Genomic DNA, 24,650 nt, shown 5'->3' on the forward strand with positions numbered 1-24,650 from the left:
CCGCGCGTTGGTGTTCCGGAGTCGAGCGGTTCAGTCGTTGGGCACGGTCCGGATCGCGGCGATGTCGAACTGGAGCCGGACCTTCTCGCTCACCATCGCGCCGCCCTCCGCGAGCCGGGCGTTGTAGGCGAGGCCCCATTCGGAACGGTTGATGGTGGTCGTGCCGTCGAATCCCACCCGGTCGTATCCGAAGGGGTCGGTGACGTGTCCTATGTAGGTGAGTTCCAGGTCCACGGGACGGGTGCGGTTCTTGATGGTGAGGTCGCCGGTCATGCGGTAGACGTCGTCGCCCGCGAGCCGAACGGCCGTACTGACGAAGCGCATGCGCGGGTAGTTCCTGGCGTCCAGGAAGTCACGGCCGATCAGATGGGCGTCGCGCTGTTCCACGCCGGTGTCCACGGACGCGGTCGACAGGACGATCTCGGCGCGTGAGCGGGAGGGGTCGCGGCCGTCGAAGTGGAGCCGGCTGTGGTACTCCGTGAAGGCCCCGCGCACGGTCGTCACCAGGGCGTGGCGCACGGAGAAGCCGATACGGCTGTGCGCGGGGTCGATCAGCCAGTCCCCGGTGAGTCCCGCCAGGCCGGGGTCGGGCCGGGCGGCGGAGGCGAAGGCCGGGGGTTCGGTGGGGGATTGGGGAAATTCGGTGGGGGGTGCCGGGCGGCGCAGGGACGCAGCACGGTTGAACAGGTTCATGATCCAACTTGTTACGTCACGGCAGTGAACGCCGCAAGGGTTCCGTGGGCCCCGCGGTGGCGTGTGAACCTATCCACACGCCACCGCCACGAATCGCCCCGCAATTCGGCCGCTTGTGTCAGCCGCCCGTATGGGCCGCCCGTATCAGCCGGAGTTCGCGTTCGACGGGCCGAAGAACTCTATTTCGGCGATGGCCACCTGCTTGGTCGAGGAGATCAGGTACGCCGACTCGATGGTGAAGCGGACCTTGGTGACCTCGCCGACCCGGAAGGCCCGTCGCTGGGCGCCCGCGCCCTGGTCGAGGGTGAGTTCACGCTTGGTCGTCTTGCCGCTGGCCAGCGTGATGGTGGCCTCGATGCGGTGCGGCAGGGCCGACTGGGAGAGCTGGTCGGCGCGGGCGGAGACGCCGGGCGTGATGAGCAGGTCGAGCAGGCGGGTCGGTTCCTCGAACTTCGCCTCGATCCACTCGCCGCGGCCGGACGCCGAGACGCCCGGACCCCACCAGGTGTCGTTGAGCTTGTCGAAGGCCAGCGCCGGCTTGTGGCCCGGGTAGGACCGGGACGCGCTGACGCTGTCCGGGGCGACCTGCGCGCGCTTGGCGAAGTGGTCGCGGGTGGCCTGGACGCCCTTGGGGATGCTGAACGCCAGCCAGATCAGCAGGGCCAGTGCGACCGCGGCGGTCAGCCAGGTCAGGACGCGGTCGAAGGCACGGCGCAGTCGCGGCCGGTCGCCGGCCCACGGCGTCTCCCGGTTCCGGAAGCCCAACAGCCGCCGCCACCACGGCAGTCGACCGGGCACGGGTCCCTCGCCGGCCATCGGCATCGCGCACCGCGCGCAGTAGTGCCGCTCGGGCCGATTCCGTGTGGCGCACCAGGGACAGGGCGTCCCCCCGTCCGCCCCGAGCTCCTCACCCGGCGCCCGCACGGTCTGCGGCCGCTGCGGCGCGGGGCGCCCGGGCAGCACCGGCGCGACGGCTGGCTCGGCCGTGGGACGGGGCTGCGGGTCGTTGACCGGCACGAGCAACTGCCGGGCGCGGTGGGCCATTTCGTCGTGGTACGCGGGGTCCTCGGGGGGCGGGGCCGCCGGGAAGACGGTGGGGTTCGGAATCGCCCCCGCCGCGGCGGACACGGGTTCGTTGGGGAGGGTGTCGTCGTCCCTGGGCGGGGCGGTGGGGTAGGGGTCGGCGGGGGACTGGGTGGCGGCTTGAGAGGGGGAAGGGGACGGGGTGGGGTGAGAGGGGGAGGCTGACGGGGCGAGGGGCTGAGCGGTGGAGGGCGACGGACCCGTGGAGGCGTTCGTGGCCACCGGCGCGCCACCGGCATCGGCCGCGGTGGCCGTCGTACCGGAGGCGAGCAGTTCCTCCCGCGCACTACGGACCAGCCCCGCACTCCCGTCTGACCGGGCGAAGGCATCCCAACCGGGGTCACCGGACCCGCCGGACCCGCCGGATTCACCGGTCGAGGAACCGCCCGCCCCGGCGGAGGACGCGGACCCGGCGGAGGACGCGGCGAAGGCAGCCTCGTCCGATCCACGGCCCGAGGCGTCCCCACCCTGAACGGAGCCGTTCCCGTTACGGCCGGCCGCACCTGAACTTCCGTTGGCGGCGCCGGTGTTCCTGTCGACGGCGTCCGCATCGCCACCGAAGTCGTCCGTGCCGGCGCCGGAGCCCTCCGCACGTCCGCCGGAGGCACTCGCACCCGCCGCCACCCGGTCCGTCCAGCTCAGTACCGCCCCGCAGGCGTCGCAGAACGACTGGCCCGGTTCCGCGCGGGTGCCGCATTCGGCGCAGTTCTGGGTGGTCGTCATCTCTGCTGGGTCCTTTCGGCGGGGTCGCCTGCGGTCACCTGGACCGTGTACGGCATGTGGGCGGGGCGGGCGGCCGCCACGAGGGCGTCCAGGCGGTGGTGGTCCGCCGAGGTGGGTGAGGGCAGGCGCAGGTGGACGTGGAGACGCGGGCGCGCCTCGCCGGGGACCGGGCCCAGGGGATGCGCGCTCCAGGCCGCCGCCCCGCTCTCCGTGATCTCCGGCGTCACGCCGAAGGCGAGGCGTACGGCTTCGGTGAGGCCGCGTACCGTGCCGCGCACCCGGTGCAGATACGCGGCGGCGGCCACGGCGGTCCGCAGCAGGTCCTCCGGTTCGCTGCCGTCGGTCTCGGCGCCGACCCAACTCCCCAGCCACTGGGTGAAGTCGAGCGGCGCGAGGGACGGACGGAAGTACGTGTCGAGGCAGTCCAGCGTGTTGTGGATCGGCGCCACCACCTCGTCCAGGCCGCCGACGAAGCGCTGTGCGAGGTCGTCGTCGGCGAACACGGCGGGCAGCATCATGCCGATCGGCGCGGACGACTCCAGGCCGTCGATGGAACCTCTCATCAGTTGCCGTCCCCGATCACCCGTACGCGATGGTCGAACGAGAACACCAGTGAGGGCGCGGACAGATCGATCCGGTCCGTCGCCTCGCCGCGCTTGCCCGTCAGCGGGTCGGCCGGGTGCAGGGTCACCTCGTCCACCAGCTCGACACCCGGCACGCGCTGGAGCACCGCGAACACCTCGCCGGACTGCACGGGCCGCCCGAACGGCCAACCCGTGCCGTTCGCCCCGCCGGTGAGCGGATCGAGGTGCCGGTACAGGGCGTCGTGGGCCTCGCGCCGGACCTTGTCCGTGTCTACGCCCCGGAAGGTGTGCACGGTGGCGACCACGGTCACGCCCTGGTAGTACGGCGGCCCGACCGCCAACCTCGTGCCGATCAGGCGCCGTTCGTCGAGGTGCCGGGTGATGCGGTCCAACAGGGCGTCCCCGGGCACCAGTTGCTCGAAGCGCAGTCGGCCGCCGGGGTCCGCCACCGCCTGCGGTACCACCAACACCCGTACCGCGTACGCCCCGTGCTCGCCCTCCGCGCCCTCCAGACAGGTGATGCGTGCCGTCTCGGGGGCCGCCCGGCGGGCCAGCTCCTCGTAGTCCCGCAGCGTCACCGCCCGTTCCTGCGCGCGCAGCGTGATCGGTGCCCGGACCTTGGCCTCCTGGACCGTCTCGCCGTCCACCCCGCCCCGCGCGGCCTCGCGGTTGACGACCTCGGAGACGTACGGGATGGAGGTCCGCAGGATCTGTACGGCGCCGCGCGCCACGTTGCCCGACCGGCCGCCGCCGGTGCGGTAGCGGCGGGCCCGGATCGGCGAGCCCTTGGGCGCGACCGTCCCGTACTGGCGCAGGGAACCGTCGGGTTCGCGCACGGCGGGCCCGAAGGCGATCTCGCCGCTGGTCGCGTCGACGACGATGTGCCGGTCGTCCGGGCCCGAGTCCGCGAAGTGCGGCACGACCCGCCAGTCCGTCCAGCCGTCGTGCTCGGCGGTCTGGAGGAGCACCGGCGGATCGTCGCCGACCACGGGCGCGTGCGCCAACCGCAGCCGCTGCCCCGGCAGCCCGGTCGACTCGCCGAGCGCCTCGTCGTACACCGCTTCGGCATGCACGGCCGCGGTGGTGCCGCCGATGGTGAAGGCCTCGGCCGCGCGGATGGTCGGGGAGGTGGTGTAGAAGGGCTGGCCGGGGCCGGGCTCGGTGACCCGGCAGCGCAGCCAGCCGGCCTCCTGGCCGGCGTTGCGGGACAGGACGTGCCCGCTGGGGATGTGCAGCACGACCTCGCCCGGCCGGTTGAGGCCACCCGTGCCGTCCCGGTCGACCTCGCACAGCTGCCAGCCGTCCGCGGTCCACGCCTCCCACACCAGCGGCGGCTGCCGCGGGTCCACGCCCACACCGTCCACCCGGCTGTCCAGATCCAGCGCCACCGCGCAGTGCGGCACCGCGTTGGTCAGGCCGAGCAGCATGCAGTCGCCCGGGTCCGGGGACTCGGAGAAGCACAGCAGGTCCCGGTCCTCGACGGCCAGGTCCGGCGTCCGGTCCACCGCCGGCTCACCCCGGTGCTGCACCAGCAGATGGCTCAACTCGCACCGCACGACCGTCAGTTGGCGCTCGGTGGCGAAGACGACCGCCTCCTCGCTCTCGGTCCGCATGGTGGCCACCTCGGTGCCCACCGGCACCGGGATCGCCTCCTCCTGCGGTGCCGACAGCCAGAACGTCACGTCCGTACGCGCGGCCGACGGCGGGAACAGCGTGATCCCCACCAGGTCCAGGAACGCCAGATGGTTCTTCTCGGGCACCCGGTTGAGCCGGTAGACGATCTGGTCGGCCATGTGGGCGACCGTCTCGACGAGGGTGACGCCCGGGTCGGAGACGTTGTGGTCGGTCCACTCCGGGGCGCGCTGCTGGATGTAGCGCTTGGCGTCGTCGACGAACTGCTGGAAGCGGCGGTCGTCGAGATTGGGTGAGGGCAGGGCCATCAGCGGTCGCTTTCGAGGGAGGTGCCCGCGCCGGGGCCGGCGTCGGGCTCCTCGTGGGACGGAATGACGTAGAACGGGAAGACCAGGCTGCGCGGGTTGTTGGTGCCGCGGATCGAGTAGCGGACGTCGATGTAGAGCACGCTCTGGTCGCCGCCGGCGGTGACCTCGACGTCCTCGACCTCGATCCGCGGCTCCCAGCGGTCCAGGCTGATGTGCACCTCGTGCTGGATACGGCCCGCGGTCTGCTCGTTGACCGGCGCGAACACCAGGTCGTGGATCGCGCAGCCGAAGTCGGGCCGCATCGGCCGCTCGCCCGGCGCGGTCGACAGGACCAGCCGGATCGCCTCCTCGACCTCCCGCTCGCCGCTGACCAGCGCGATCCCGCCGGTCGGCCCGATCCGCAGCGGGAACGACCAGCCGGACCCGACGAACTGCTCCGCCATCACCAACGCACCTGCCTTCCTGGGAAACGGCTCACGGAACCATCGGGACGGGGATGGTGGTGACCCCGAACACCGGGGACATGACCATGGTGGTCGGCGCCTTGATCGTCGTGTTGACGGCCGAGGTGACCTGCACGGTGCCCACGCCGGTGAGGCTCGCGGCACCCAGCGCGTTGAGGTTCAGGGCGCCCGCCGCGTTCAGCCCGATCACCCCCGCGGACCGCATATTGACCACGCCGCCGCCCTGGATGTTGAGCGGGCCGCCGCTCTTGATGGTCAGCGCCCGCCGCGCGCTCAACGTGAGGTCGGTGCCGGCCTCCACCGACACCGAGCGGCTGCCCTTGATGGTGACCGAGCCCTTGCTGTCCACGGTGATCTCGGTCTTCGTCCGGTCCAGGAAGACGGTCAGCATCTTGTCGCCGGAGATCAGCCGCACGCCCTGCTTGCGCATGCCGGTCTTCTGGCTGAGCAGGTCGAGCCGGTTGCCGTCCCGGTCGGAGACGGTGTGCCGGCTCGCCTTCTTGCGCACGGTGTCGTGCAGCGGCACATCGCTCACGACGGTCGGCTTGTCCCGCCCGTTGTAGAGCCCGCCGATCACGAACGGATGGTCAAGTGCCCCTCGGTCGAAGGCGACCAGCACCTCGTCGTTGACGTCCAGCGGAAAGATGCCACCCCCGCCCAGGCCGCCCATCTGCACGGTCCGCGTCCAGTCGCTGACGTAGGTGTCGTCCAGCCACGGGAACTGCAACCGCACCCGGCCCTGTTTGAGCGGGTCGTTGACGTCGGTCACCAGCGCGTTGGCCACACTCGGCAGCCGCGGCGAGGTGTCCGCGCCGCCCGAGGCGAGGCCGTACAGCGAGCGCCACTGCCGCCCGCTGACCGTCACCCACGCCTCGTAGTGCTTGCCGTCGCCGAACACGTGTCGCACCGAGGTGACCGTGTACTTGCCCTCGAAGGGCACGCCGACGTCCGCGAGCGCGACCGGAACTCCCGGGCGCAGCTTGGGATTTCCGCGCGCGACGACCTCCAGCTCGGCGAACGACCCGGTGACGTCGTCGGCGAGGGCGTCGGCGGCGAACTTCACCTCGTTCTGCTTGTCGTAGGGCGTGCCCGTCTCGACCAGCTTGGCCGTCTTGAACTTCCCGGCCGCGGCCCCCGGAGTGGTGCCGATGGTGATGCCCGGGTTGGAGGTCGCGGGCGAGGTGGCGGTGAGCTTCTTCTTCGTCGTCACGTCCCAGCCGCGCGCCTCGACCTTGCCGACCTGGTCGGCGGCGGTGGCGGCGGCCCGCAGCCGCAGGATGTCGTGCCCGGCCTGGAGCACGAACGGGCTCTTGTCGCCGTCGGTGTTCGGGGAGGGCGCGCCCGAGGCCGACTTGGGCTTCACGAACTGGAACTTCCCGTCCGCGTCGACGGACATGACCATCTCGTTCTCGTCGGCGAGGCGCGACAGGAAGTCCCAGTCGGTGACGTTGGACTGGCTGATGAACTCGTAGACCGTCTTCGTCGACTCGATCTTCCCGATCGGCACACCGTCCTGGCCGGCCAGCTTGCGGGCGATGTCCGAGGCGCTCTGGTTGCGGTACGCGGCCACCCGGCGCTGGCGCAGCATGCGGTGCCCGAGGTCGTACCCCCGCACCACGGTGTAGCTGCCGGTCCCGTCGTAGTCGGCCTCGAGTCCGGTGACCTCGCCGGTCAGCAGCGGATCGCCGGCGCCCTCGCCGTCGGCCACCGGCGCGAACACCACCTTGGTGCCGAAGGTGATGTTCAGCTTGCCCAGCAGCAGCCGGTAGGGGTCGCGGAAGGTGAGCCGGAACGCGGCCGGGACGCCGACGCCCTGGTCGACGTAACTCTCCACCAGGTCGGGGGCGAACTCGGGGGGCAGCTTGGCGCCGCCGATCTTCACGTCGACGACGTTGGAGTACGCGGACTGCACCATCAGGTACGCACCTCCTCGGCGGCCGGCAGCACGAGTTCGATACCGGTGGGCAAGTGGCCAGGGTTGTCGATGCCGTTGATCTCGGCGATGGACCGCCACGCGGCCGCGTTCCCGTACTCCCGCCAGGCCAGCGACTGAAGGGAGTCCCCTGCCACAACTCGGTGCACACGCTGGGCCGTCAGCGCACCCGACGTCGGGTTCTGCCCCTTGGTCTTGCTGGGGATCTCGTGCAGTTGCAGCCGGCAGGTGGCACGGATGGGCACGCCGGTCGTCGAGAACAGCGTGTAGTTGGCCTCCGCCGAGCTGACGTACGCCGTGAAGCGGGCCGTCGCGAACGACCCCCACTGGAAGACGACCCACGGCGGCGAAGGCTGCTTGGCGGCAATGGACTTGGTCGTCACCTCGCAGCACGACAGCAGCGACTCGACCTTCTTCATGACGGTGTTGCTGGTCGGCTCGTCGGAGGAGTCGAGGAAGATCTCGACGCTCATCTCGCGCGGCTCGGAACCCATGAACTCCGGGAGCGGGCCGTCCCGTTCGATCTGAGCCGGGGTCACCTTCCACTGCGCGCGACGGGTCAGCGACAGCTGCGCCGGGTTGAAGTCGAAGCCGAACGTCTTGATGATCCCGCCGGGCGCCCTGCTCTTGCCCTTCGGCGGTTCGTGGATCGCGAGCGTGGCGTGTACGAGGCTCTTGCCCGCGCCCTTGCTGCCCTTCGCCATGTCTCCCGCTCCCCGCTAGTCCGTGAACCCGTGGTGGGCGATCTCGAGCACCTCGGTCGCCACGGACGGGCTCGCCGGGTCGAGGGTGGGCCCGGTCCAGCTCACCGGCAGCACGTCGATAAGACCCCAGCGCGCCACCTCCGAACCGTCCGCGCGCAGCGCCGCGATCTGCGCGGTGGGCCGCTTGATGCCCGTCTGCACGGACGAGATCCACTTGGCGACCTTCGTGGTGTCCGGGGTGAGCGGACGCGTCAGCCGGATCGTGGAGAACGTGACCCGCGTCGGCAACTGCCAGACGAAGCCGTTGTTCCCGCCCTCCTGGCGGTGCTCCACCTCCACCTGGGACGACAGGCCCTCGCATCCGTTGAAGTAGCCGAGGCTCTCCCCGTCGATGCTGAGGGTGAACCAGATGGTGGAGCCCGGGTCCTGGCGGGACATCACGGGGCCTTTCTGTCGTTCAGTGGCGGTTGGATGCTGGTCGGTCGGGCGCTTGTCAGTGGCGAGGATCGCGGAGCTTGCCGATCCGCTCACGGTCCATACGGAGTTCGGTGCGGATCAGCCGGGTGATCCGGCCGATGATCCGGTGCACGAGTTCGTCGAGCTGGAAGTCGGTGAGATCCCGCGGGTCGAATCCCCCGGCGGCCACGGCCGTGTACTCGGGCGGCGGCGCGGCGGCCGAGGCGGACGCGGACACGGAGTAGGGCGGCGGTGGGTCGTTCGGGGGCGGGCCGGAGGCGGTGGGGGTGTACGGCGGTGGCGGTTCGCTCCGGCGAGCGGGGCCCGGCAGAGCGGCGGGCGTGTGCCGGCCGAGCGTGCTCGCGACCGTCGCCGCGGCGGCCGAAGCGAGGGCGCCCGTGGCGCTGTGCCTGGTGGTCTGGTGCTTGGCCGGTGAGGGCGACTTGGACCTGCTCCAGGGGGCGCGTTGGACGGCCAAAGGGGAAGCGGCGGCGCTCTGTTGACTGCCGGGAGCGGCGGACGCAGGGCCCTGGACACCCGAGGACGGAGGCAACGGAGGAGGAGTGAGCGTGGCCACGGGCAGCGGGGCGCTGCCGGTGCCGGGTGGCGCCGGGCGGCGCAGCGGGGTGGCCTTGAGGGGGGTCGCCTTGCGCTGAACCTGCGGTACGGAGTGAGCAGTTGACGGCGATGGCGTCGGGCCTGGGCCCAACGGGTCGGCCGTGGTGGGGAAATGCGTCGGCGGCTGATGCGAGATGGCGATGGGCGGCGCCGCCGGGAGGCCGAGGGGGGTGCCCGTGACGGGTGCCGGGGGGAAACCGGGCGGGGCGAAGGTGGTCGAAGGGGCCGTGGCCGAAGGGGAGTTGCCGGGAGGCGTGCTCACCAGAGGTGCCGTCGGGAAACCGGGCGGGATCGGCGTCGGCGCTGCCGGAGCGCCGGCGATCCGTTGCACGAGCGGCTGGTCCGGTACGGCTGCGGGGACGGCCGGGGGCGCCTGGACGGGCGCGCCGAGGAGGGGCGTGGCGTCGGCCGGCGGGGTGGTCAGAGGGGCGCCTAGGGGAGAGCGGCGGGGAGTGGGTGTGGGCGCGGGGGAGGTGGCCGGGGTGCGCTGGACAGGGGGTGTGGCGGAGTCGGCGGGGGTGGGGCGCGCAGGGGCTACGGGGGACGTGGGGGTGGCAGGGCCCGTAGCGCCGGTACTTACGGTGGAGGCAGCCGGGCCAGGGGAGGCGACCGGCGTGGTGATGGTCGCGGGGGTCGGCCGCGCGGCGGGCACGGGGGTGCTGGGCGCCGGAGGCGTGGGGGCGACCGAACTGGGCTGTGGAGACGCCGGGTTCGGCGCGGCCGGGGGCGCCTGCGGAGCCGTGGACGGGGCGGGCCGTGCGGACAACGGGGCGCCGAGGCCGGGGCGCGGGCGAGGCGGGGTGCGCGCGGTGCTTCGCTGGACCGACGGGAGGGGGGCGGTCGGCGAGGTCAGTGTGGTGGCCGACTTGGGGTCGGGCGGAGCAGGGGCGGTGGAGGCGGGGGTCGGCGGGGTGGCCGGCCGGGGGCTCGACGGAGTGGCCGGGCCGGTGTGGTCGGCGTGGGTCGAGGCGGACGCGGCAGACGAGGGGGACGCGGGCGACCCGGGAGCGGGCTTGGCGATTCGCTGGATCGGGAGGCCTGGGGGCGGCGCGGGTGAGGAGGTGGCAGGTGTGACACCGGGCGTAGGCGGCGGGGCCGGAGCGGCGGTGCCGGCGGGGCCTGCCGGCGTCTGCGGTACGGGCGTCGGGCCGCCGCCGGGAGCCTTTGCGCTGCGCTGCACGGGAGTTGGCGTGGTGCTCGGAGCCGCCGGTTTCTGCCGTACGGGTGTCGCGGAACCGTCGGCGGTGGGCGCAGGTTCAGGAGACGTCGACCGCTGCACCGAGGGCGGTGAAGTGCTGGGCGGGACCGGCGAGTTGGTGTCCGCGATGCGCGAGGCCGAGATCGGGGGCGTGGTCGGGCCAGGGCTCGGAGTCGTCGTACGGCTGACGTCGGTCGGCGAGACCGACCCGCTGGCCACGCGCCGCTGGACGACCGGGAGCGCGGCCGTCGAGTCAGGGACCGAGGGGACAGCCGGCGGCGCGGGCTCGACGCGCGGGGCGTCGACCGGCGTGATGTTGCTGTCGCCCGGAGCGCGCTGCACGACGGCGTCGGTGACGGGGCCGACGGAAGGGATAGTTGTCGCCGGACCCGCGGAGCGAACCGCTCGGTCGCTCTCGGCCGAGGTCGCCGCCGATCCGCCCGGATCTGCCGTACGGCCACCACCCGTACTGCTCGACGTCCTCGCACCGGACGCCGTAGGCCCCGCGGAGGCCCGCGGAGCGACCGGCAACGTGCGGCGCTGTACCGCCGTAGAACTGGTCCGGGCCCTCGTGAAGGACTGCGGAGTTCGGGACGGCGATGTGGCCGTCGGGACATTCCGCACCCGGAGGCCGGATGCCGGCGGCGACACCACGGGGGCGGCGCTCGGTCCGGCGGGTACAGCGCGTGTCGGTGCGGCGGCAGCCGAGGGGCCCGCCGCGGCGACCCGCTGAACCGGGGTCCTGTCTCCACCCGTACTGCTTGCGGCGACGGAGGGCGCATTCGTACGAGCGGCACCGCCGGTAGGAGCCGGTGTCGGCGCACGTCCGGACGGACCCGACGGCGATGCACCTCCGAAAGGAGCCGGCGCCGACGTGCCAACAGAGGGAACCGACCCCGACGCACCTCCGCCCCCAACGGGATCGCCGCCCGGGCGGGTTGCGCCGGTCGGACCGGCCGCACCGACCCGGGCCACCCGCTGAACGGCCTGTCCGACCACGGGCGTTCGCGCCCCGGCCGTAGGGCCGCCGGTCGCGGCCGGACGGCCACCCGCACCCGGCACCGACGGCGGAAGCACCCGCAGAGGCACCGCCGGTGCGCGCCGCACCGGTGTCGCCGTCGGCTCGGGACCGGCCAACGGCAAGGAGCCCGTGGGCCGTTCGAGACCTGACACCGGACGGGCCGCCACCTGCGCTGCCCGGCCAAGGAGCGCGCTGGAGCGGCCGTCCAGCACGGCGTGGGACGCCGTCGCCATGAACGACGGGTTCTGCCAGGTCGGCAGGCGGCCGCCGAAGGCCGCGTCGGCCACCCCGGCCCGCCCCGGCGCCAGCGTCCGCTGGATCGGCGGCAACCCCGGCCAGGAGGCGAGCACAGGTGCCGTACCGCCCGATGGCACGGGTACGGGGGTGACGGCTGCCTCGCCGTCACCCTTGCTCCCGTCGGCGTCGATGCCCACGCCACTGTCACCCCGCCCACCGACGGAGTCACCCCGGCTGCGCAATCGGTCCAGGAAACCCACCGCTCAGCCCTCCGCCCCGGCCCGTGTCACCAGGGACGCGATCTCGTCCGTGAAACGGCGGCGGTCGGCGTGCTCCAGGTCGAGGATCTCGTCCATGCTCCAGTGGAAGTGGTAGGCGACGTACGCGATCTCCTCGTGCAGTCGGTCGGTCGCGTACGTCACGATTCCCCCAGGCGGCTCCCGCCGAGTTCCACCTCGAACGGCTCCGAGCAGTGCGGGCACTGCACGGCGGCGCGGGTGTGGCCCTCCGCGTTGATCTGGCGGTAGAAGTCCTGAAGGAAGGCCAGGTCGGAGGCGAACATGTTCTCCACGATGCCGTCGTGGACGATCGGCAGCGTGCCGAGGCGGGTGATGACCCGGCCCAGCAGCACCACCGACAGGAACGCCGGGTTCTCCTGCACCCGCACGTCCCGCAGCGGGACCAGTTCGTCCCGTGCCGTCGACAGACGCATCACCCCGTCCCGGTGGACGGTGCCCGCCTCGTCGACGTACCCGCGCGGCAGCTGGAAGGCGAACTCCGTGCGCAGCGGCTCGGGTTGTGGCGCGGGGGCGGGCGGCGCGGGGGCCACGGCCGGCTGACCGCCCGTGAACTCCCCGTCCGCCTCCGGCGCGGGCGCCGCCGCGTCCGCGCCGGAGTACGAGACGGCGCCGCCGGCCCTGGCAGCCGAACGACGCATTACTCGATGACCAGTTCTTCGAACGCGATGGTCACGGTCTCGGTGAGCGCGGCGGCCTCGCCGGCCTTGACCGTGCTCGCGTCGATCTTGTTGCACCAGGCGTTGCGCAGGTGGTAGCGCTTCACCGGGTTGTTCTGGAAGTCCATCATGATGATCGACGCGTTCTTGCGGGCCGTCGTCATCTGACCGGAGATGGACTCGTTGATCCACTGGGTGAACGAGGCCGACTGGGTCATACCGCGGACCACCGTGCAGGTGCCGTTCTTCTTCACACCCGGCAGGTTCTTGACCACGTTCTGGCCGTTGGGGGTGTTCTGCTGGTACGTGATGACGTCCTGCTCGATGCTCAGGCCGCTGACCTCGGCGAGGTACTCGACCATCACGCCGTCGATCTGGAGGCCGAAGTTGTGTGAGGTGAGGGCGTCACCCGGCTGGAGACTCATGAATTCGCTGTCCTTCTAGGGGCTGAGGGTGGTGAAGGCAGAAGACCTGGAGAAGCGGAGGCCCTGCCCTACTCCTCCAACTCCCCGTTGCCGCTGGAGAACTGAGCCAGCCGGAAGATCACGAACTCGGCGGGCTTGACCGGCGCGATGCCGATCTCGCAGACGACCCGGCCGACGTCGACCGACTCCGGCGGGTTGGTCTCCTCGTCGCACTTGACGTAGTACGCCTCCTCGGGCCGCTGCCCGAACAGGGCGCCGCTGCGCCACTCGTTGACCAGGAACGCCGAGATGTTGCGCCGGATCCGCGCCCACAGGGCGTGGTCGTTCGGCTCGAACACCACCCACTGGGTGCCGATCAGGATCGACTCCTCCAGGTAGTTGAAGTACCGGCGGATGTTCAGGTAGCGCCAGGCCGGGTCCGAGGAGAGGGTGCGGGCGCCCCAGACGCGGATGCCGCGGCCCGGGAAGGAGCGGATGCAGTTGACGCCGATCGGGTTGAGCAGGTCCTGCTCACCGCGGGTGATCTGCATCTCCAGGTCCACCGCGCCGCGTACGACCTCGTTGGCGGGCGCCTTGTGCACACCGCGCTCGGAGTCGTTGCGCGCCCAGATGCCGGCCACGTGACCGCTCGGCGGGATCAGCCGGGACTGACCGCTGGAGGGGTCGAAGGACTTGATCCACGGGTAGTACAGGGCCGCGTACTTGGAGTCGTAGCCGGCCGTCTCCTGCCGCCACACCCGGATCTGACGAGCGTTCAGGCTCGGCGGCGGGTCGATGATCGCGACCCGGTCGCCCATCAGCTCGCAGTGCGCGATCAGGCCCAACTGGACGGCCTTGACGGCCTCCAGGTCGATCGCGCCGCGCTGGTAGGCGGCCATCAGGTCGGGCACCGCGACCATGGAGATCTCGTCCACGGCCTCCAGGCCGCCGAAACCGGTGCGGTCGGCGGAGTCGCCGAGGTAGGTGGCCGGGCCGGGGTGCGAGGTCTCGACGGCGCCGTCGGCGCCACCGGGGCCGGCGGGCGCGGCGGCCGGGGAGACCAGGGCCAGCGTCTGGTTGTCCGGACGGGCCAGCTGCGCGGCGGGCGCGGCCTCGGTCACGGTGATGAGCTTGGAGCGCTCCTTCACCTGCGTGACCACGTAGTTGCGGCCGCCCTTCTTGGCGGTCACGTCGAAGTTCTCGACGGCCTTGTCGCCGTCCTTGACGATCAGCTTGAACCGCTCGGCCGGGCCCTCGCCCTCCGCGTCCGCGACCTCGACGCTCAGCGGGCCACCGCTGCCGGCGGCCAGCGCCGTCACGGAGAACGTGCCCAACTGACGGGGCTCGCCCGCGGGGAGAGCGGCCGGGGCGGCGGCACCGGTGACCGCCGCGGGTCCGGCGCCGTTTCCGGCGGACGCGCCGGGAGCACCGCCCACCCGCACGACGTACGCGGCGCTGCCGCCGTTCTGGAAGAAGCCGTAGACGGAGTGCGCGAGGTAGTACCCGTCGGTGAACTCACCGAAGGCCGCCACGTACTGGGTCCAGTTGGTCACCAGGGTCGGCTCGTTCAGCGGGCCGCTCGGGGCCAGGCCCACGAAGGCCGCGACCGATGTGCCCACTCCCTCGATGGGGCGCGAGCCGCTGGCCACCTCCTCGACGTAGACGCCGGGCGACAGGTAGGACGGCATGCTCTGCTCTCCTCGGGGTACGAGACAGGAACGCCTCCCACCCTCACGCGCGCGCAACTCTCCGCGAAACGGCCCCCAGTGCCTGATCGGGGGCAACTCGATTGCCCGGAAGGGCAGTCCGGTCGGTGATGCCCGGTCCTTGTGCCCTCGCCGTTGCCCTTACGGTCCTTCCCCGTCCCCCGACGGCCCGGTAACGCTGGGGAGTCGACGTCCAGCTTCGAGGGAGTGCCGTGCGCGCACAGGGGACACCGGTCCGCAAGGACAGCGACCAGCAGGGGGCACGCCCCGCCCCGGCACCGGGTCCGCCCGCGCAGCGCCTGCTGGACCTGCAACGCCTCGCGGGCAACGCCGCCGTGACCCAGGCGATCGCGGAGGAGCGCCACGAGCACGACGCGGGCTGCGGGCACACACCCTCCGTGCAGCGCCGGGCCCTCGTGCACGACGTGGTGCGCTCTCCCGGGCAGTCCATGGACCCGGTGCTGCGCGGCGAGATGGAAGCCCGGTTCGGCGGGGCCGACTTCAGCGGGGTACGCGTGCACACGGGCGCCACGGCCCGCGCCTCGGCCGTACAGCTCCAGGCCAAGGCCTATACCTCCGGTCCGAACGTGGTCGTCGGCGACACCATGACCAAGGAGGACTGGGCGCACGAACTGACCCACTACCAGGACCAGTTGGCGGGCCCGGTCCCCGGGACGGACAACGGGACCGGGGTGCGGGTCTCCGACGTCAACGACTCGGGCGAACGCCGGGCGGTGGACAACGCCCGCAAGGTGATGAGCGGTTCGGTGCCGCAGGTGCAGCGCATGCCGGCGACGACGACGGCGTCCGCCGCGCCCGCGCCCACCGGCGCCGTGCAGCGGGTCACCAAGCTGGCCGTGCAACAGGGGCCGTCTTGCTGGCTCTACGTGCTGGAGGCCATCGCCGAGCACCACGGGCTGCCCATCCAGGCGCTGTCCGTCGCGATGCGGGCCTACCCCACCACGGCCGACCGCGACGACCGCCAGCGGGAGGAGAAGCAGCGGGGGAACAGCATCGAGGGCCGCCGGCTCGCGGTCATGATGACGGCCGAGGCGCTGGCCGTCATGGTGAACAAGCTCGACAACTGGCGCGCGCACCAGGACCCGTCCGTCACGGACATCACCCGCGACGAGGTCGCCCTGTTCGCTCGCCGGTCCATGGGCGCGGAGACCTCGCTCGACAAGCTGGACTTCCAGAACGGCAGCGCACAGTTCGCCTCGATCCGTGACGTCTACGCCAAGGCCCAGGACCGTGCCACGAAGCTGGTGCAGAAGGTGGGCGCGCAGGGTGACGAGGTGAACAAGCTCCTCGACACCGCCCCCGCCCAGATCGACGCGAGCCAGAGCCTCAACGACGTCCACCTCGCGATGACGCACCAGAGCCTGCCTTGCTACGCCGGCATCAAGCGGCGGTTCAAGCTGAAGGCGGGCGACGACACGTCCGCGCCGGAACTGGACCTGACCTCGCGGTTGGCGAGCACGATGGAGAGCACGGTGCACGCCGTTCTCATCGACTCCTACGACACGGGGAGCCGGGAGGTCCGCTACAAGGACCCCAACTACGGCAACATCACCCTGAAGGTGAGCCTCTCCCAGTTCCAGCGGATGGCCGGCAACAGCTCGCAGCACATGACCCTGCGGCCCTACTCGACCGGACCGCGCGCGAAGCCGGGGCTCGACGAACTGAAGGACTGACCGCACCACTCTGCCCCGCCGGTCACCCGATGTGCCCCAAAGCCTCCTGACCGGCCCCGTCGACCCCACCTAACGTGTCGCTGTGAGCCTGTGGACTTCTCTGGAACCTGCTTCCGCGACGGTTGATCCGGGCGGCAGCACGCGCGTGCGGCTTCGGTTGCGCAACACCGGTGACGTGGTGGACGAATACCGCTTCGAGGCGGTGGGGCCGGTGTCCCCGTGGACGAGGGTGGAGCCGCAGACGCTCCGCCTGTACCCGGGGACGACGGGATCGGTGGACCTGACCTTCTCCCCGCCGCGCACCCCGGACGCCACCGCGGGCCCGAATCCGTACGCGGTGCGGATCACGCCGACCGAGCACCCCGAGGCGACGACCGTCCCCGAGGGGAATCTGACGATCACTCCGTTCACGGAAGTGCGGGCGGAGTTGGTGCCGCCGACCGTGAAGGGGCGTTTTCGTGGGCGGCCGAAGCTGGCGATCGACAACATCGGCAATACGAAGCTGACGGCGTCGATCAGCGGCAGTGACCAGGGCGATCACCTCGCCTACGACATCCACCCGGGCAACGTACAGATCGAACCGGGCCGAGCCGCGTTCGTGAAGACGACGTTGAAGCCGCGCCGGATCATCTGGTTCGGCCCGAAGGAACAACGCCCGTACACGCTGTCGGTACTGCGCTCGGGCACCAACCCCCACCCGGTGGAGGGCACTTACCTCCAGCGCGGCTTCCTCCCTCGCTGGCTGGCGACGTTCTTCGGCATCTTCTTCGCCCTCGCGATCACCTTCGCCATGCTGTGGATCGCGTACAAGCCCCAGGTCGGTACGGGCGCCAGGCCCAAGCCCGTCGAAGCCGGCAACGCCCTCACGCCCACTCCCTCGGCGAGCGCCGCTCCGGTGATACCGGCGGCCCCCGCGACGACCAGCGCACCGCCGGCCGCCGACTCCGGTGCGGCGGCCGGGGGAAGCGGGTCCGGGGGCGGCGGCGGGGCCAAGGCCACGGTGACCGCCAAGCCCAAGGCGGACACGGCGGCGACCGCCGTGAAGCGGCTGGCCAAGAGCGACCCCGGCGGACGGCACGTCTGCTACCGCGCGTTCGTGTTCGGCGCGGGCTGGCAGAAGCCGGTCTGCGACGGCACCCTCGGCGGCACGGTCGGACAGGGCAGGCAGGTCACGGCGTTGAACATCGCGGTGTACGGCGTGGACGGTTCAGCCGGCACGGCCATGGTGCACAACCCCGGGTCGACCAACGGCCAGGGCAGTTGGCTGCCCAAGTGGACGGCCATCGTCGAGGACGGCAAGGACAACTACGTGGGCAGCACGGCGAAGGACGCCCCGTACATGGTGACCTTCGTCTGGAACGTCGGCTCCGGTCAGCTCTGCAACACCGTCAAGCAGGTCGAACAGGACTGGAGCCAGCAGGTCTGCAACGACGCCCGCCCCGGCCTCAACACCGCCGGCAACTTCGACAACAACCACTGGATCGAAGCCATCAAGCTGACGGTGTGACGCCATGACTCTGTGGACCTCACTCGAACCCGCTTCGGCGACGGTTGATCCGGGTGGCAGCACGCGCGTGCGGCTTCGGCTGCGCAACACCGGTGACGTGGTGGACGAATACCGCTTCGAGGCGGTGGGCCCGATCGCGCCCTGGACCGTCGTGGAGCCGCCGACCCTCCGGCTCTACCCGGGAACCACAGGATCGGTGGACCTGACCTTCTCCCCGCCGCGCACACCCGATGCGACGGCGGGCCCGAATCCGTACGCGGTGCGGATCACGCCGACCGAGCACCCCGAGGCGACGACCGTCCCCGAGGGGAATCTGACGATCACTCCGTTCACGGAGGTGCGGGCGGAGTTGGTGCCGCCGACCGTGAAGGGCAGGTTCAGGGGCCGCCCCAAGCTGGCGATCGACAACATCGGCAATACGAAGCTGACGGCGTCGATCAGCGGCAGTGACCAGGGCGATCACCTCGCCTACGACATCCATCCGGGCAACGTGCAGATCGAACCGGGCCGAGCCGCGTTCGTGAAGACGACGTTGAAGCCGCGCCGGATCATCTGGTTCGGCCCGAAGGAACAACGCCCGTACGAACTCTCGGTACTGCGCTCAGGGGCCAACCCCGTTGCCGTGGAGGGGACTTACCTCCAGCGCGGCTTCCTGCCCCGCTGGCTGGCGACGTTCTTCGGCATCTTCTTCGCCCTGGCGATCACCTTCGCCATGCTGTGGATCGCGTACAAGCCCCAGGTCGGTACGGGCGCCAGGCCCAAGCCCGTCGAAGCCGGCAACGCCCTCACGCCCACCCCGACCCCCAGCCCGGTCCTCACACCTCCCGCTCCGCAGCCGTCCGCTCCGGCGGCGCAGACCGGCGGCGGGCAGACCGAGCAGGCCGGAGGCGGTGGCGGGGGCGGCAGTTCACAGGCGCCGCCCAAGAAGAAGAAACCGAAGCCCGTGGTGCCCGCGACGAACGTCCTGCTGCGCAACGCCACGACCACCAAGTGCGCGGACATCCCGAACTACGACAAGGGCACGATCAACGGCCCGGTGCGCCAGTACATCTGCGACGGCACCAGCCACGACAACCAGCTCTGGAACCTTGAGGTGAAGTACCCGAAGGGCGGCCCCGGCAGCACCGCGCTCTTCCAGATCCGGAACGTGAAGGACGGGCTCTGTATGGACCTGCCCTACTACGGGGCGCAGCCGATCCGCACGAAGATCACCGAGTTCACCTGCGACGGCACGACCGCGGACAACCAACTGTGGTGGATCGACAAGCAGGAGAGCGGCGACTACTGGATCCGCAACTTCGCGAGCAACAACAAGTGCCTGGACGTGGACGGCAACAGCTCGTCCGCCAACGACCTCAACCTCACTCTCTTCGACTGCTCCACCACCGACGACCAGGAGTGGCGGATCGTCCACCCGACGGAGGCATGACGTGACCGGCCTGTGGACTTCTCTGGAACCTGCTTCGGCGACGGTTGATCCGGGTGGCAGCACGCGCGTGCGGCTTCGGTTGCGCAACACCGGTGACGTGGTGGACGAGTACCGTTTCGAGGCGGTGGGGCCCATCGCACCCTGGACGACGGTGGAGCCGCCGACCCTCCGGCTGTACCCGGGGACGACGGGGTCGGTGGACCTGACGTTCTCTCCGCCGCGCACACCCGATGCGACGGCGGGCCCGAACCCGTACGCGGTGCGGATCACGCCGACCGAGCACCCCGAGGCGACGACCGTCCCCGAGGGGAATCTGACGATCACCCCGTTCACCGAGGTGCGGGCCGAGTTGGTGCCGCCGACGGTGAAGGGGCGGTTCCGGGGGCGGCCGCGCCTCGCCGTGGACAACCTGGGCAACACCGGGCTCACGGCGTCGATCAGCGGGAGTGACCACGGCGATCACCTGGCGTACGACATCCATCCCAGCAGCGTGCAGATCGAGCCGGGGCGGGCCGCCTTCGTCAAGGCGACGCTGAAGCCGCGCCGGATCATCTGGTTCGGGTCGAAGGAACAGCGGCCGTACGCGCTGTCGGTCCTGCGGTCGGGCGCCAACCCCCTTCCGGTGGAGGGGACTTACCTCCAGGGCGGACTCCTGCCCCGCTGGCTGGCGACCTTCTTCGGCGTCTTCGTCGCCCTCGCTCTCGCCTTCACGATGTTCTGGATCGCCTACAAGCCCCAGGTCGGTACCGGTGCCAGGCCGAAGCCCGTCGTGGCCGGCAACCCGCTCGCCCCGTCGTCGCAGGCCAGCCCCGACCTCGCCCAGGCGGCCCCGGAGCCGCCCGTCCCGTTGGCGACCGAGGAGGAGTCGGACAAGGGGTCGGGCGGCTCGGGGGACACCGACGCGTCCGGTTCCTCGGGGTCCACGGGCTCGACGGGCGGCGGCGAGAAGCAGTCGACCGAGTCGAAGCCCACGCCGAAGAAGACCGTCAAGGTGGTGGGCCAGCTCATCATCGGGCAGGGCTCGGACCGCTGCATCGACGTCACCGACGCCCAGAACGGCAAGGGCAAGGACGGCACCCAGCTCCAGCTCTGGGACTGTGCCGGCAGCGCCAACCAGAAGTGGGACTTCCGCGGCGACGGCACCGTGCGCTCGCTCGGCATGTGCATGGACGTGGCGTGGGGCTCCAAGGACGACGGGGCGCACATCCAGCTCGCCCGGTGCAGCGGCAACCCGGCCCAGCAGTTCGTGCTGAGCCAGGCCGGCGACCTGGTGAACCCGCAGGCCGACAAGTGCGTCGACGCCAAGGACAACGGCACCGCCAAGGGCACCAAGCTCCAGCTGTGGACCTGCTCCGGCACGCCCAACCAGAAGTGGCGCGTGCAGGACTGACCGGGACCGGTGGCGGCCGAGTGGGAGCCCGGCCGCCACCGTCGCCAAGTGCCGCCGCTACCAGGCCCCTTCGCCCGGCACCAGCCGGCCCGCCTTGCGGTACTCGCGGCGGGCGCCCTCCAGGAGGTCCGTCCCGGTGACGAGGTCGTCGCGGGCCGCGGCGAGATACGCGGCGGTCACCACCGCGCTGCGGATGGAGCCGCCGGCCAGCTCGAAGTCGGCGGCCACGGGCCCGATTTCGACCTCGCCGGCACACGGCACGTGGGACAGGCTCTGCCGCCACAGGGCGAGCCGCTGGTGGCGGTCCGGGAACGGGAAGTCGACCACCAGGTCAAGGCGTCGGGTGAACGCCTCGTCGATGTTGGCCCGCAGGTTGGTGGTGAGCAGGGCGATGCCGTGGAAGGACTCGAGCCGCTGGAGCAGATAGGCGCTCTCCATGTTGGCGTACCGGTCGTGCGAGTCCTTCACCTCGGAGCGCTTGCCGAACACGGCGTCGGCCTCGTCGAAGAGGAGCACGGCGTCGGTGCGGTCGGCCTCGGAGAAGATGCGCTCCAGGTTCTTCTCGGTCTCGCCGACGTATTTGTCGACCACGGACGAGAGTTGGACGACATAGAGGTCGAGGCCGAGTTCGGCGGCGACCACCTCCGCCGACAGCGTCTTGCCGGTGCCGGACTCGCCCGCGAACAGCCCGAGCACGCCCCGGCCTCTGCCGCCGCCCGCGCTGAGCCGCCAGTCGCCGAGGACCCGGTCGCGATGCCGGGCGCGCAGGGCGAGTTCGCGCAGCTGGGTGAGCGGACGGTCGGGCAGCACGAGGTCCTGCCAGTCGACCGCGGGGTGGATACGGCGGGCGTGCTGTTCCAGTCCTGACGCGGACTGCTGCCGGGCGCCCAGGCGCAGATGGGCGGGGGAGAGCGGGGTGCCGTCGAAGCGGGCGAGCTGACGGGCGGCCTGTGCGGCACGTGCGATGCGGTCGCCGGAGAGGTGGTACGGGGCGACGACGGCGGCCAGATCGAAGCCGGGCTCCTCGCCGAGGGCGGCCGACCAGGTGCGTACCGCCTCCGCCTGCTGCGCGGGCACGTCCAGCACGAGCGGGTCGTGCGCGCACCACTGGGGGTCGTACGGGCGGGCCCCGGTGACCAGCACGGGTACGTCGGTGACGGCCGTCAACTCCCGCATCAGGCCCGCCGGTTGGTCCGGCAGCCCGGAGACGACGATCGCCCGCCCGCTCAGCCGGGCCTCCCGCACCAGGTCGGGTACGCGGTCCTCGGGACCCGAGAAGCGCAGCGCCGGCACGCCCGCGGTGTGCAGGGCGGCGGCGACACAGGCGAGCCCCTCGCCCTCACGCCGCTCACGCAGGTAGACGGCGAGCGGGGGACCGGCGGCGAGATGAACGGCCAGCCGGTGCGCGAAGGGGGCGAACTCACTGTCCTGGAACGGGTCCTGACCCTCGTACGCGTCGTCCGTGTCGTACGACGGAGGCGGCGCCGGCAGCGGGTGCAGGTGGCCGGTGAGTGTCGCGTCCGGGGTGTCGTCGCCGAGCAGGTGCGCCACGAGCCGGTCGGGCACCCGCAGCGACCGGCTGAGGAAAGGACGCTCGGGCTCCTCCACGGTGAGCAACCCGAGCGTCGACAAGGGGGCATCGGCGTGGAACCGCGCCCGGGCGCCGGCCGAGTGCACGGGCACGCCGAGCAGGTCGAGCGCCAGCGCGACCGTGGCCCGACGCCGGCTGACGTCGTCGTTCAGATAGCCGTACAGCGGCTCGAAAGTGCGGTCCAGGTCGGGCGCGAGCGCGATGAGCAGCAGCGCCGCGTCCAGTTCGGTCAGGGCCAGGCGCCGGGCGAGGGCGACGAGACGGTCCTGCGGGGCGGCGGACTCGGCCCGGAGGTGGGCGTCGGCGAAGGTCTCCCGGACCGGTTCCACCGGCTCCAGCAGGTGCCGTACCGCCTCCTCCGACAGGTACAGGCCGCGCAGCGGGTCGCCGGCGGTGGGGTCGTCGGCGGAGCGGATCTCGACCAGCACGGCCACACGGTCGCGCAGGACGTCGAGCCGGGCGACGAGCGCGGCGGCGCTGCCGGAGACGGACTGAGCCGCCGGTTCGTGCGGCCCTTCCGCGTACGGCTCCGGGGCGTGCGGCACTTCCGCGTACGTCTCGGTGTCGGGCGCCGCACCGCGCGGGGTCTGCGTCGTCAACTGCGGTCCGTCTCCTGGTCCTTGTCGAACCGTGCCGTCGTGCGGGCGTCGCGGGCGGCGGCCACCTGGACCGGGCGGTGGGCGCGTTCCTCGGTGACCGGGTGCTCCTCGTCCATGGTGCGGACGCGGACCGCGGCGCCCTCCGTGACGGGCGGGCCCGCGTCGTACTCGGGGTAGGCCGGGAAGGGGGCGGTGACCACCAGGTCGAGGGACGGCTTGAGTTCGCCGCCCAGCGCGGACCAGATCTCGGCCAGCGAGCGCGCCTCGGTCTGGATGCCGGCCACCGACAGGCCGACCGTGAGGCCCAACGCGCCGAGCGAGCCGGGGAGTTCCTCGGGGGCGATCAGCTCGCGCGGGATCAGCGTGGCCAACACGGCGGACAGCAGCCGGTGTTCGTCCTGCGGCTGCTTCGTCCACGCCGTGACCAGGTACGACAGCCGGAACCAGCGCGGCGGTTGACGCCGTTTCACGATCACGTCGCGCTCGTCGCGCACCGGCGTGTGCCCGCGCTGACGGCGATTGACGTCCTCACGGATGTCGTACAAGTAGGCGTTGATCGTGGGCGCGTTGCGGCGGGCGGCCCAGTCGCGGGTCGGCGCGTCGAGGGCGACGTCGATCCCGGAACCCGCCAGCGCGCCGCCGCCGAGCAGCTCCTTGAGGACCTCGTCCACTTCGTGGATCACCGTCGTGCTCCCGCCCTGCCGTGCCCAACCGCGTGCCTGACCTGCCGCTCTCCGATCCTGCCCCCGGCCGGCCCCGCCCCCGCAGGCACGCAGGGGACGGCGGCGGGGCAGAACGTCCTGTCCGAGGGGGCGGCCCCGGCTGCCCTTGCGGTCAGATGTAACCTTCCCGAAGGGCATGGGCCACGGCGTGCGCCCGATTGCGCAGATGCAGTCGGGTCGTCAGCCCGTGCATCACATTCTTGACGGTGCGTTCGGAGTAGGACAGCTTGGCGGCGATCTCTCCGGTGTCCAGTCCCTCGGCGACCAACCGCAGCACATCCACCTCACGCGGCGTCAGCCCCGAGGAGGGTGCGCCGGTCCGGCCCGCCGCACTGCGGTGCAGTGTCCCGACCTGGTTGATGAGCCGGCCCAGCAGATCCGCCGGCAGGTCCCCGTCGCCGCGCGCGGCCGCGATCACGGCCTGTACGAGGCGGGTCGCCGTCGCCTCGTGCCGCCACACGATGGCGCCGACCCCGCACTCGATCACGTCGAGCAGCTCGGTCTCCCGCAGCGAACTCACCACGAGCACCGCCCGCGCGCCCTCGCTGCGCACCAGACGGCGCAATCGGGTCAGCGTGGCCTCGTCCAGCACGTCGCCCACGAGCAGGGCCACCGTGCCGGGGCCCGACTCCTCGCGCAGTTCGATCTCCGGGTACCGGCGCAGCTGGCCGGTCGCCCCTTCGCGCAGGATCGGGTCGGGCGCGTGCACCGCCACGGGTATCCGCTCGGGCACGTCCGCCGTACCGGAGCGTGTGGTCCGCGATGAGCTGAGCAAGCGTTTCCCCCATGTCCACGTACATGTCATCTCTGTGCGGGCGGTGACAGGTGTGTGCTCCTCACACTCGTGTGGCGGGTGGGGCGGCGGCAATCGTGGAGCACCACGAGCAGCACCACGAGATCGGCGGTACGGGTACCACGACGGAGGTGGACCGCCCGGTTCCCCGAGGACGGGTTCCGGCCACCGTGGGACTTGTCACGTCACCCATCGGCCTCCGCGGT

21 protein-coding genes are annotated in these 24,650 nt (G+C 71.7%); 5 read left to right on the top strand and 16 right to left on the bottom strand.

From position 1 onward, the window contains the following. Positions 1–30: 30 nt before the first annotated feature. The 9 genes from ACIP6U_RS27435 to ACIP6U_RS27475 all read right to left on the bottom strand — a co-directional run bounded on the left by ACIP6U_RS27435 (position 31) and on the right by ACIP6U_RS27475 (position 9,460). A complete protein-coding gene (locus ACIP6U_RS27435) occupies positions 31–693 on the bottom strand; it encodes a YceI family protein (protein ID WP_401722906.1) in 663 nt (220 codons plus the stop codon). Between the two features lie 144 nt (positions 694–837). Then, entirely contained in the window at positions 838–2,499 is a 1,662-nt protein-coding gene (locus ACIP6U_RS27440) for an NADase-type glycan-binding domain-containing protein (protein ID WP_401722908.1), read from the bottom strand. Next, on the bottom strand, positions 2,496–3,062 hold the full coding sequence (locus ACIP6U_RS27445) for a phage tail protein (protein WP_401722909.1): 567 nt from the start codon (positions 3,060–3,062) through the stop codon (positions 2,496–2,498). The genes ACIP6U_RS27440 and ACIP6U_RS27445 overlap by 4 nt, the downstream gene beginning before the upstream one ends. Next, positions 3,062–5,023: a putative baseplate assembly protein gene (locus tag ACIP6U_RS27450; RefSeq protein WP_401722912.1), complete on the bottom strand. Its 1,962-nt coding sequence runs from the start codon at positions 5,021–5,023 to the stop codon at positions 3,062–3,064. Before ACIP6U_RS27450 ends, ACIP6U_RS27445 begins: the two co-directional genes overlap by 1 nt. Further along, positions 5,023–5,466 (bottom strand): GPW/gp25 family protein, encoded by a 444-nt coding sequence (locus ACIP6U_RS27455; RefSeq protein ID WP_123997418.1) that lies wholly within the window; start codon positions 5,464–5,466, stop codon positions 5,023–5,025. Before ACIP6U_RS27455 ends, ACIP6U_RS27450 begins: the two co-directional genes overlap by 1 nt. Positions 5,467–5,497: 31 nt before the next feature. Further along, complete coding sequence (locus ACIP6U_RS27460; protein WP_401722914.1) at positions 5,498–7,402, bottom strand: VgrG-related protein; 1,905 nt, start codon at positions 7,400–7,402, stop codon at positions 5,498–5,500. After that, on the bottom strand, positions 7,402–8,124 hold the full coding sequence (locus ACIP6U_RS27465) for a peptidase M23 (protein ID WP_401722917.1): 723 nt from the start codon (positions 8,122–8,124) through the stop codon (positions 7,402–7,404). Before ACIP6U_RS27465 ends, ACIP6U_RS27460 begins: the two co-directional genes overlap by 1 nt. 15 nt (positions 8,125–8,139) lie before the next feature. Then, positions 8,140–8,562: a phage tail protein gene (locus tag ACIP6U_RS27470; RefSeq protein ID WP_123999236.1), complete on the bottom strand. Its 423-nt coding sequence runs from the start codon at positions 8,560–8,562 to the stop codon at positions 8,140–8,142. Between the two features lie 55 nt (positions 8,563–8,617). After that, on the bottom strand, positions 8,618–9,460 hold the full coding sequence (locus ACIP6U_RS27475; RefSeq protein ID WP_401722920.1) for a hypothetical protein: 843 nt from the start codon (positions 9,458–9,460) through the stop codon (positions 8,618–8,620). A 289-nt stretch (positions 9,461–9,749) separates the two neighbouring features. Between ACIP6U_RS27475 and ACIP6U_RS27480 the strand changes: the two genes are divergently transcribed. Next, positions 9,750–11,129 carry a hypothetical protein gene (locus ACIP6U_RS27480; protein ID WP_401722923.1) on the top strand — a complete coding sequence of 460 codons (1,380 nt, stop codon included), beginning with the start codon at positions 9,750–9,752 and terminating at the stop codon, positions 11,127–11,129. 788 nt (positions 11,130–11,917) lie between these two features. On the opposite strand, the gene ACIP6U_RS27485 is transcribed toward ACIP6U_RS27480, so the two are convergent. The 4 genes from ACIP6U_RS27485 to ACIP6U_RS27500 all read right to left on the bottom strand — a co-directional run bounded on the left by ACIP6U_RS27485 (position 11,918) and on the right by ACIP6U_RS27500 (position 14,701). Next, positions 11,918–12,076, bottom strand: coding sequence for a DUF6760 family protein (locus ACIP6U_RS27485; RefSeq protein ID WP_185146030.1), 159 nt, complete (start codon positions 12,074–12,076; stop codon positions 11,918–11,920). Beyond that, entirely contained in the window at positions 12,073–12,591 is a 519-nt protein-coding gene (locus ACIP6U_RS27490) for a hypothetical protein (protein WP_401722925.1), read from the bottom strand. Before ACIP6U_RS27490 ends, ACIP6U_RS27485 begins: the two co-directional genes overlap by 4 nt. Further along, positions 12,591–13,034, bottom strand: a complete 444-nt coding sequence (locus tag ACIP6U_RS27495; protein ID WP_133047373.1) for a phage tail protein — start codon at positions 13,032–13,034, stop codon at positions 12,591–12,593. Before ACIP6U_RS27495 ends, ACIP6U_RS27490 begins: the two co-directional genes overlap by 1 nt. Before the next feature lie 68 nt (positions 13,035–13,102). Continuing rightward, positions 13,103–14,701 carry a phage tail sheath subtilisin-like domain-containing protein gene (locus ACIP6U_RS27500; protein WP_401722928.1) on the bottom strand — a complete coding sequence of 533 codons (1,599 nt, stop codon included), beginning with the start codon at positions 14,699–14,701 and terminating at the stop codon, positions 13,103–13,105. Positions 14,702–14,931: 230 nt separating this feature from the next. Here ACIP6U_RS27500 and ACIP6U_RS27505 point away from each other — a divergent pair, with 230 nt between their 5' ends. The 4 genes from ACIP6U_RS27505 to ACIP6U_RS27520 all read left to right on the top strand — a co-directional run bounded on the left by ACIP6U_RS27505 (position 14,932) and on the right by ACIP6U_RS27520 (position 20,739). Further along, the gene (locus ACIP6U_RS27505; protein ID WP_401722929.1) at positions 14,932–16,413 is read left to right on the top strand and encodes a DUF4157 domain-containing protein; all 1,482 of its coding nucleotides are present in this window, start codon (positions 14,932–14,934) and stop codon (positions 16,411–16,413) included. A gap of 82 nt (positions 16,414–16,495) precedes the next feature. Further along, positions 16,496–17,920, top strand: coding sequence for a hydrolase (locus ACIP6U_RS27510; RefSeq protein WP_401722931.1), 1,425 nt, complete (start codon positions 16,496–16,498; stop codon positions 17,918–17,920). A gap of 4 nt (positions 17,921–17,924) precedes the next feature. Further along, positions 17,925–19,349 (top strand): RICIN domain-containing protein, encoded by a 1,425-nt coding sequence (locus ACIP6U_RS27515; RefSeq protein WP_401722934.1) that lies wholly within the window; start codon positions 17,925–17,927, stop codon positions 19,347–19,349. Between the two features lie 10 nt (positions 19,350–19,359). Next, a complete protein-coding gene (locus tag ACIP6U_RS27520) occupies positions 19,360–20,739 on the top strand; it encodes a ricin-type beta-trefoil lectin domain protein (protein ID WP_401723117.1) in 1,380 nt (459 codons plus the stop codon). A gap of 57 nt (positions 20,740–20,796) precedes the next feature. On the opposite strand, the gene ACIP6U_RS27525 is transcribed toward ACIP6U_RS27520, so the two are convergent. The 3 genes from ACIP6U_RS27525 to ACIP6U_RS27535 all read right to left on the bottom strand — a co-directional run bounded on the left by ACIP6U_RS27525 (position 20,797) and on the right by ACIP6U_RS27535 (position 24,426). Further along, the gene (locus ACIP6U_RS27525; RefSeq protein WP_401723119.1) at positions 20,797–22,875 is read right to left on the bottom strand and encodes an ATP-binding protein; all 2,079 of its coding nucleotides are present in this window, start codon (positions 22,873–22,875) and stop codon (positions 20,797–20,799) included. Between the two features lie 50 nt (positions 22,876–22,925). Beyond that, the gene (locus ACIP6U_RS27530) at positions 22,926–23,612 is read right to left on the bottom strand and encodes a DUF4255 domain-containing protein (RefSeq protein WP_401722935.1); all 687 of its coding nucleotides are present in this window, start codon (positions 23,610–23,612) and stop codon (positions 22,926–22,928) included. A 151-nt stretch (positions 23,613–23,763) separates the two neighbouring features. Continuing rightward, positions 23,764–24,426 carry a response regulator transcription factor gene (locus tag ACIP6U_RS27535; protein ID WP_280880068.1) on the bottom strand — a complete coding sequence of 221 codons (663 nt, stop codon included), beginning with the start codon at positions 24,424–24,426 and terminating at the stop codon, positions 23,764–23,766. Between the last annotated feature and the right edge of the window lie 224 nt (positions 24,427–24,650).

This window comes from Streptomyces sp. NPDC088794, from assembly GCF_044750545.1.
Taxonomy (GTDB): domain Bacteria; phylum Actinomycetota; class Actinomycetes; order Streptomycetales; family Streptomycetaceae; genus Streptomyces.

What these genes read in the sequence shown, in the direction of transcription:
- ACIP6U_RS27435 (WP_401722906.1), bottom strand. Translation starts at nt 693, where the DNA reads ATGAACCTGTTCAACCGTGCTGCGTCCCTGCGCCGCCCGGCACCCCCC.
- ACIP6U_RS27440 (WP_401722908.1), bottom strand. Translation starts at nt 2,499, where the DNA reads ATGACGACCACCCAGAACTGCGCCGAATGCGGCACCCGCGCGGAACCG.
- ACIP6U_RS27445 (WP_401722909.1), bottom strand. Translation starts at nt 3,062, where the DNA reads ATGAGAGGTTCCATCGACGGCCTGGAGTCGTCCGCGCCGATCGGCATG.
- ACIP6U_RS27450 (WP_401722912.1), bottom strand. Translation starts at nt 5,023, where the DNA reads ATGGCCCTGCCCTCACCCAATCTCGACGACCGCCGCTTCCAGCAGTTC.
- ACIP6U_RS27455 (WP_123997418.1), bottom strand. Translation starts at nt 5,466, where the DNA reads ATGGCGGAGCAGTTCGTCGGGTCCGGCTGGTCGTTCCCGCTGCGGATC.
- ACIP6U_RS27460 (WP_401722914.1), bottom strand. Translation starts at nt 7,402, where the DNA reads ATGGTGCAGTCCGCGTACTCCAACGTCGTCGACGTGAAGATCGGCGGC.
- ACIP6U_RS27465 (WP_401722917.1), bottom strand. Translation starts at nt 8,124, where the DNA reads ATGGCGAAGGGCAGCAAGGGCGCGGGCAAGAGCCTCGTACACGCCACG.
- ACIP6U_RS27470 (WP_123999236.1), bottom strand. Translation starts at nt 8,562, where the DNA reads ATGTCCCGCCAGGACCCGGGCTCCACCATCTGGTTCACCCTCAGCATC.
- ACIP6U_RS27490 (WP_401722925.1), bottom strand. Translation starts at nt 12,591, where the DNA reads ATGCGTCGTTCGGCTGCCAGGGCCGGCGGCGCCGTCTCGTACTCCGGC.
- ACIP6U_RS27495 (WP_133047373.1), bottom strand. Translation starts at nt 13,034, where the DNA reads ATGAGTCTCCAGCCGGGTGACGCCCTCACCTCACACAACTTCGGCCTC.
- ACIP6U_RS27500 (WP_401722928.1), bottom strand. Translation starts at nt 14,701, where the DNA reads ATGCCGTCCTACCTGTCGCCCGGCGTCTACGTCGAGGAGGTGGCCAGC.
- ACIP6U_RS27515 (WP_401722934.1), top strand. Translation starts at nt 17,925, where the DNA reads ATGACTCTGTGGACCTCACTCGAACCCGCTTCGGCGACGGTTGATCCG.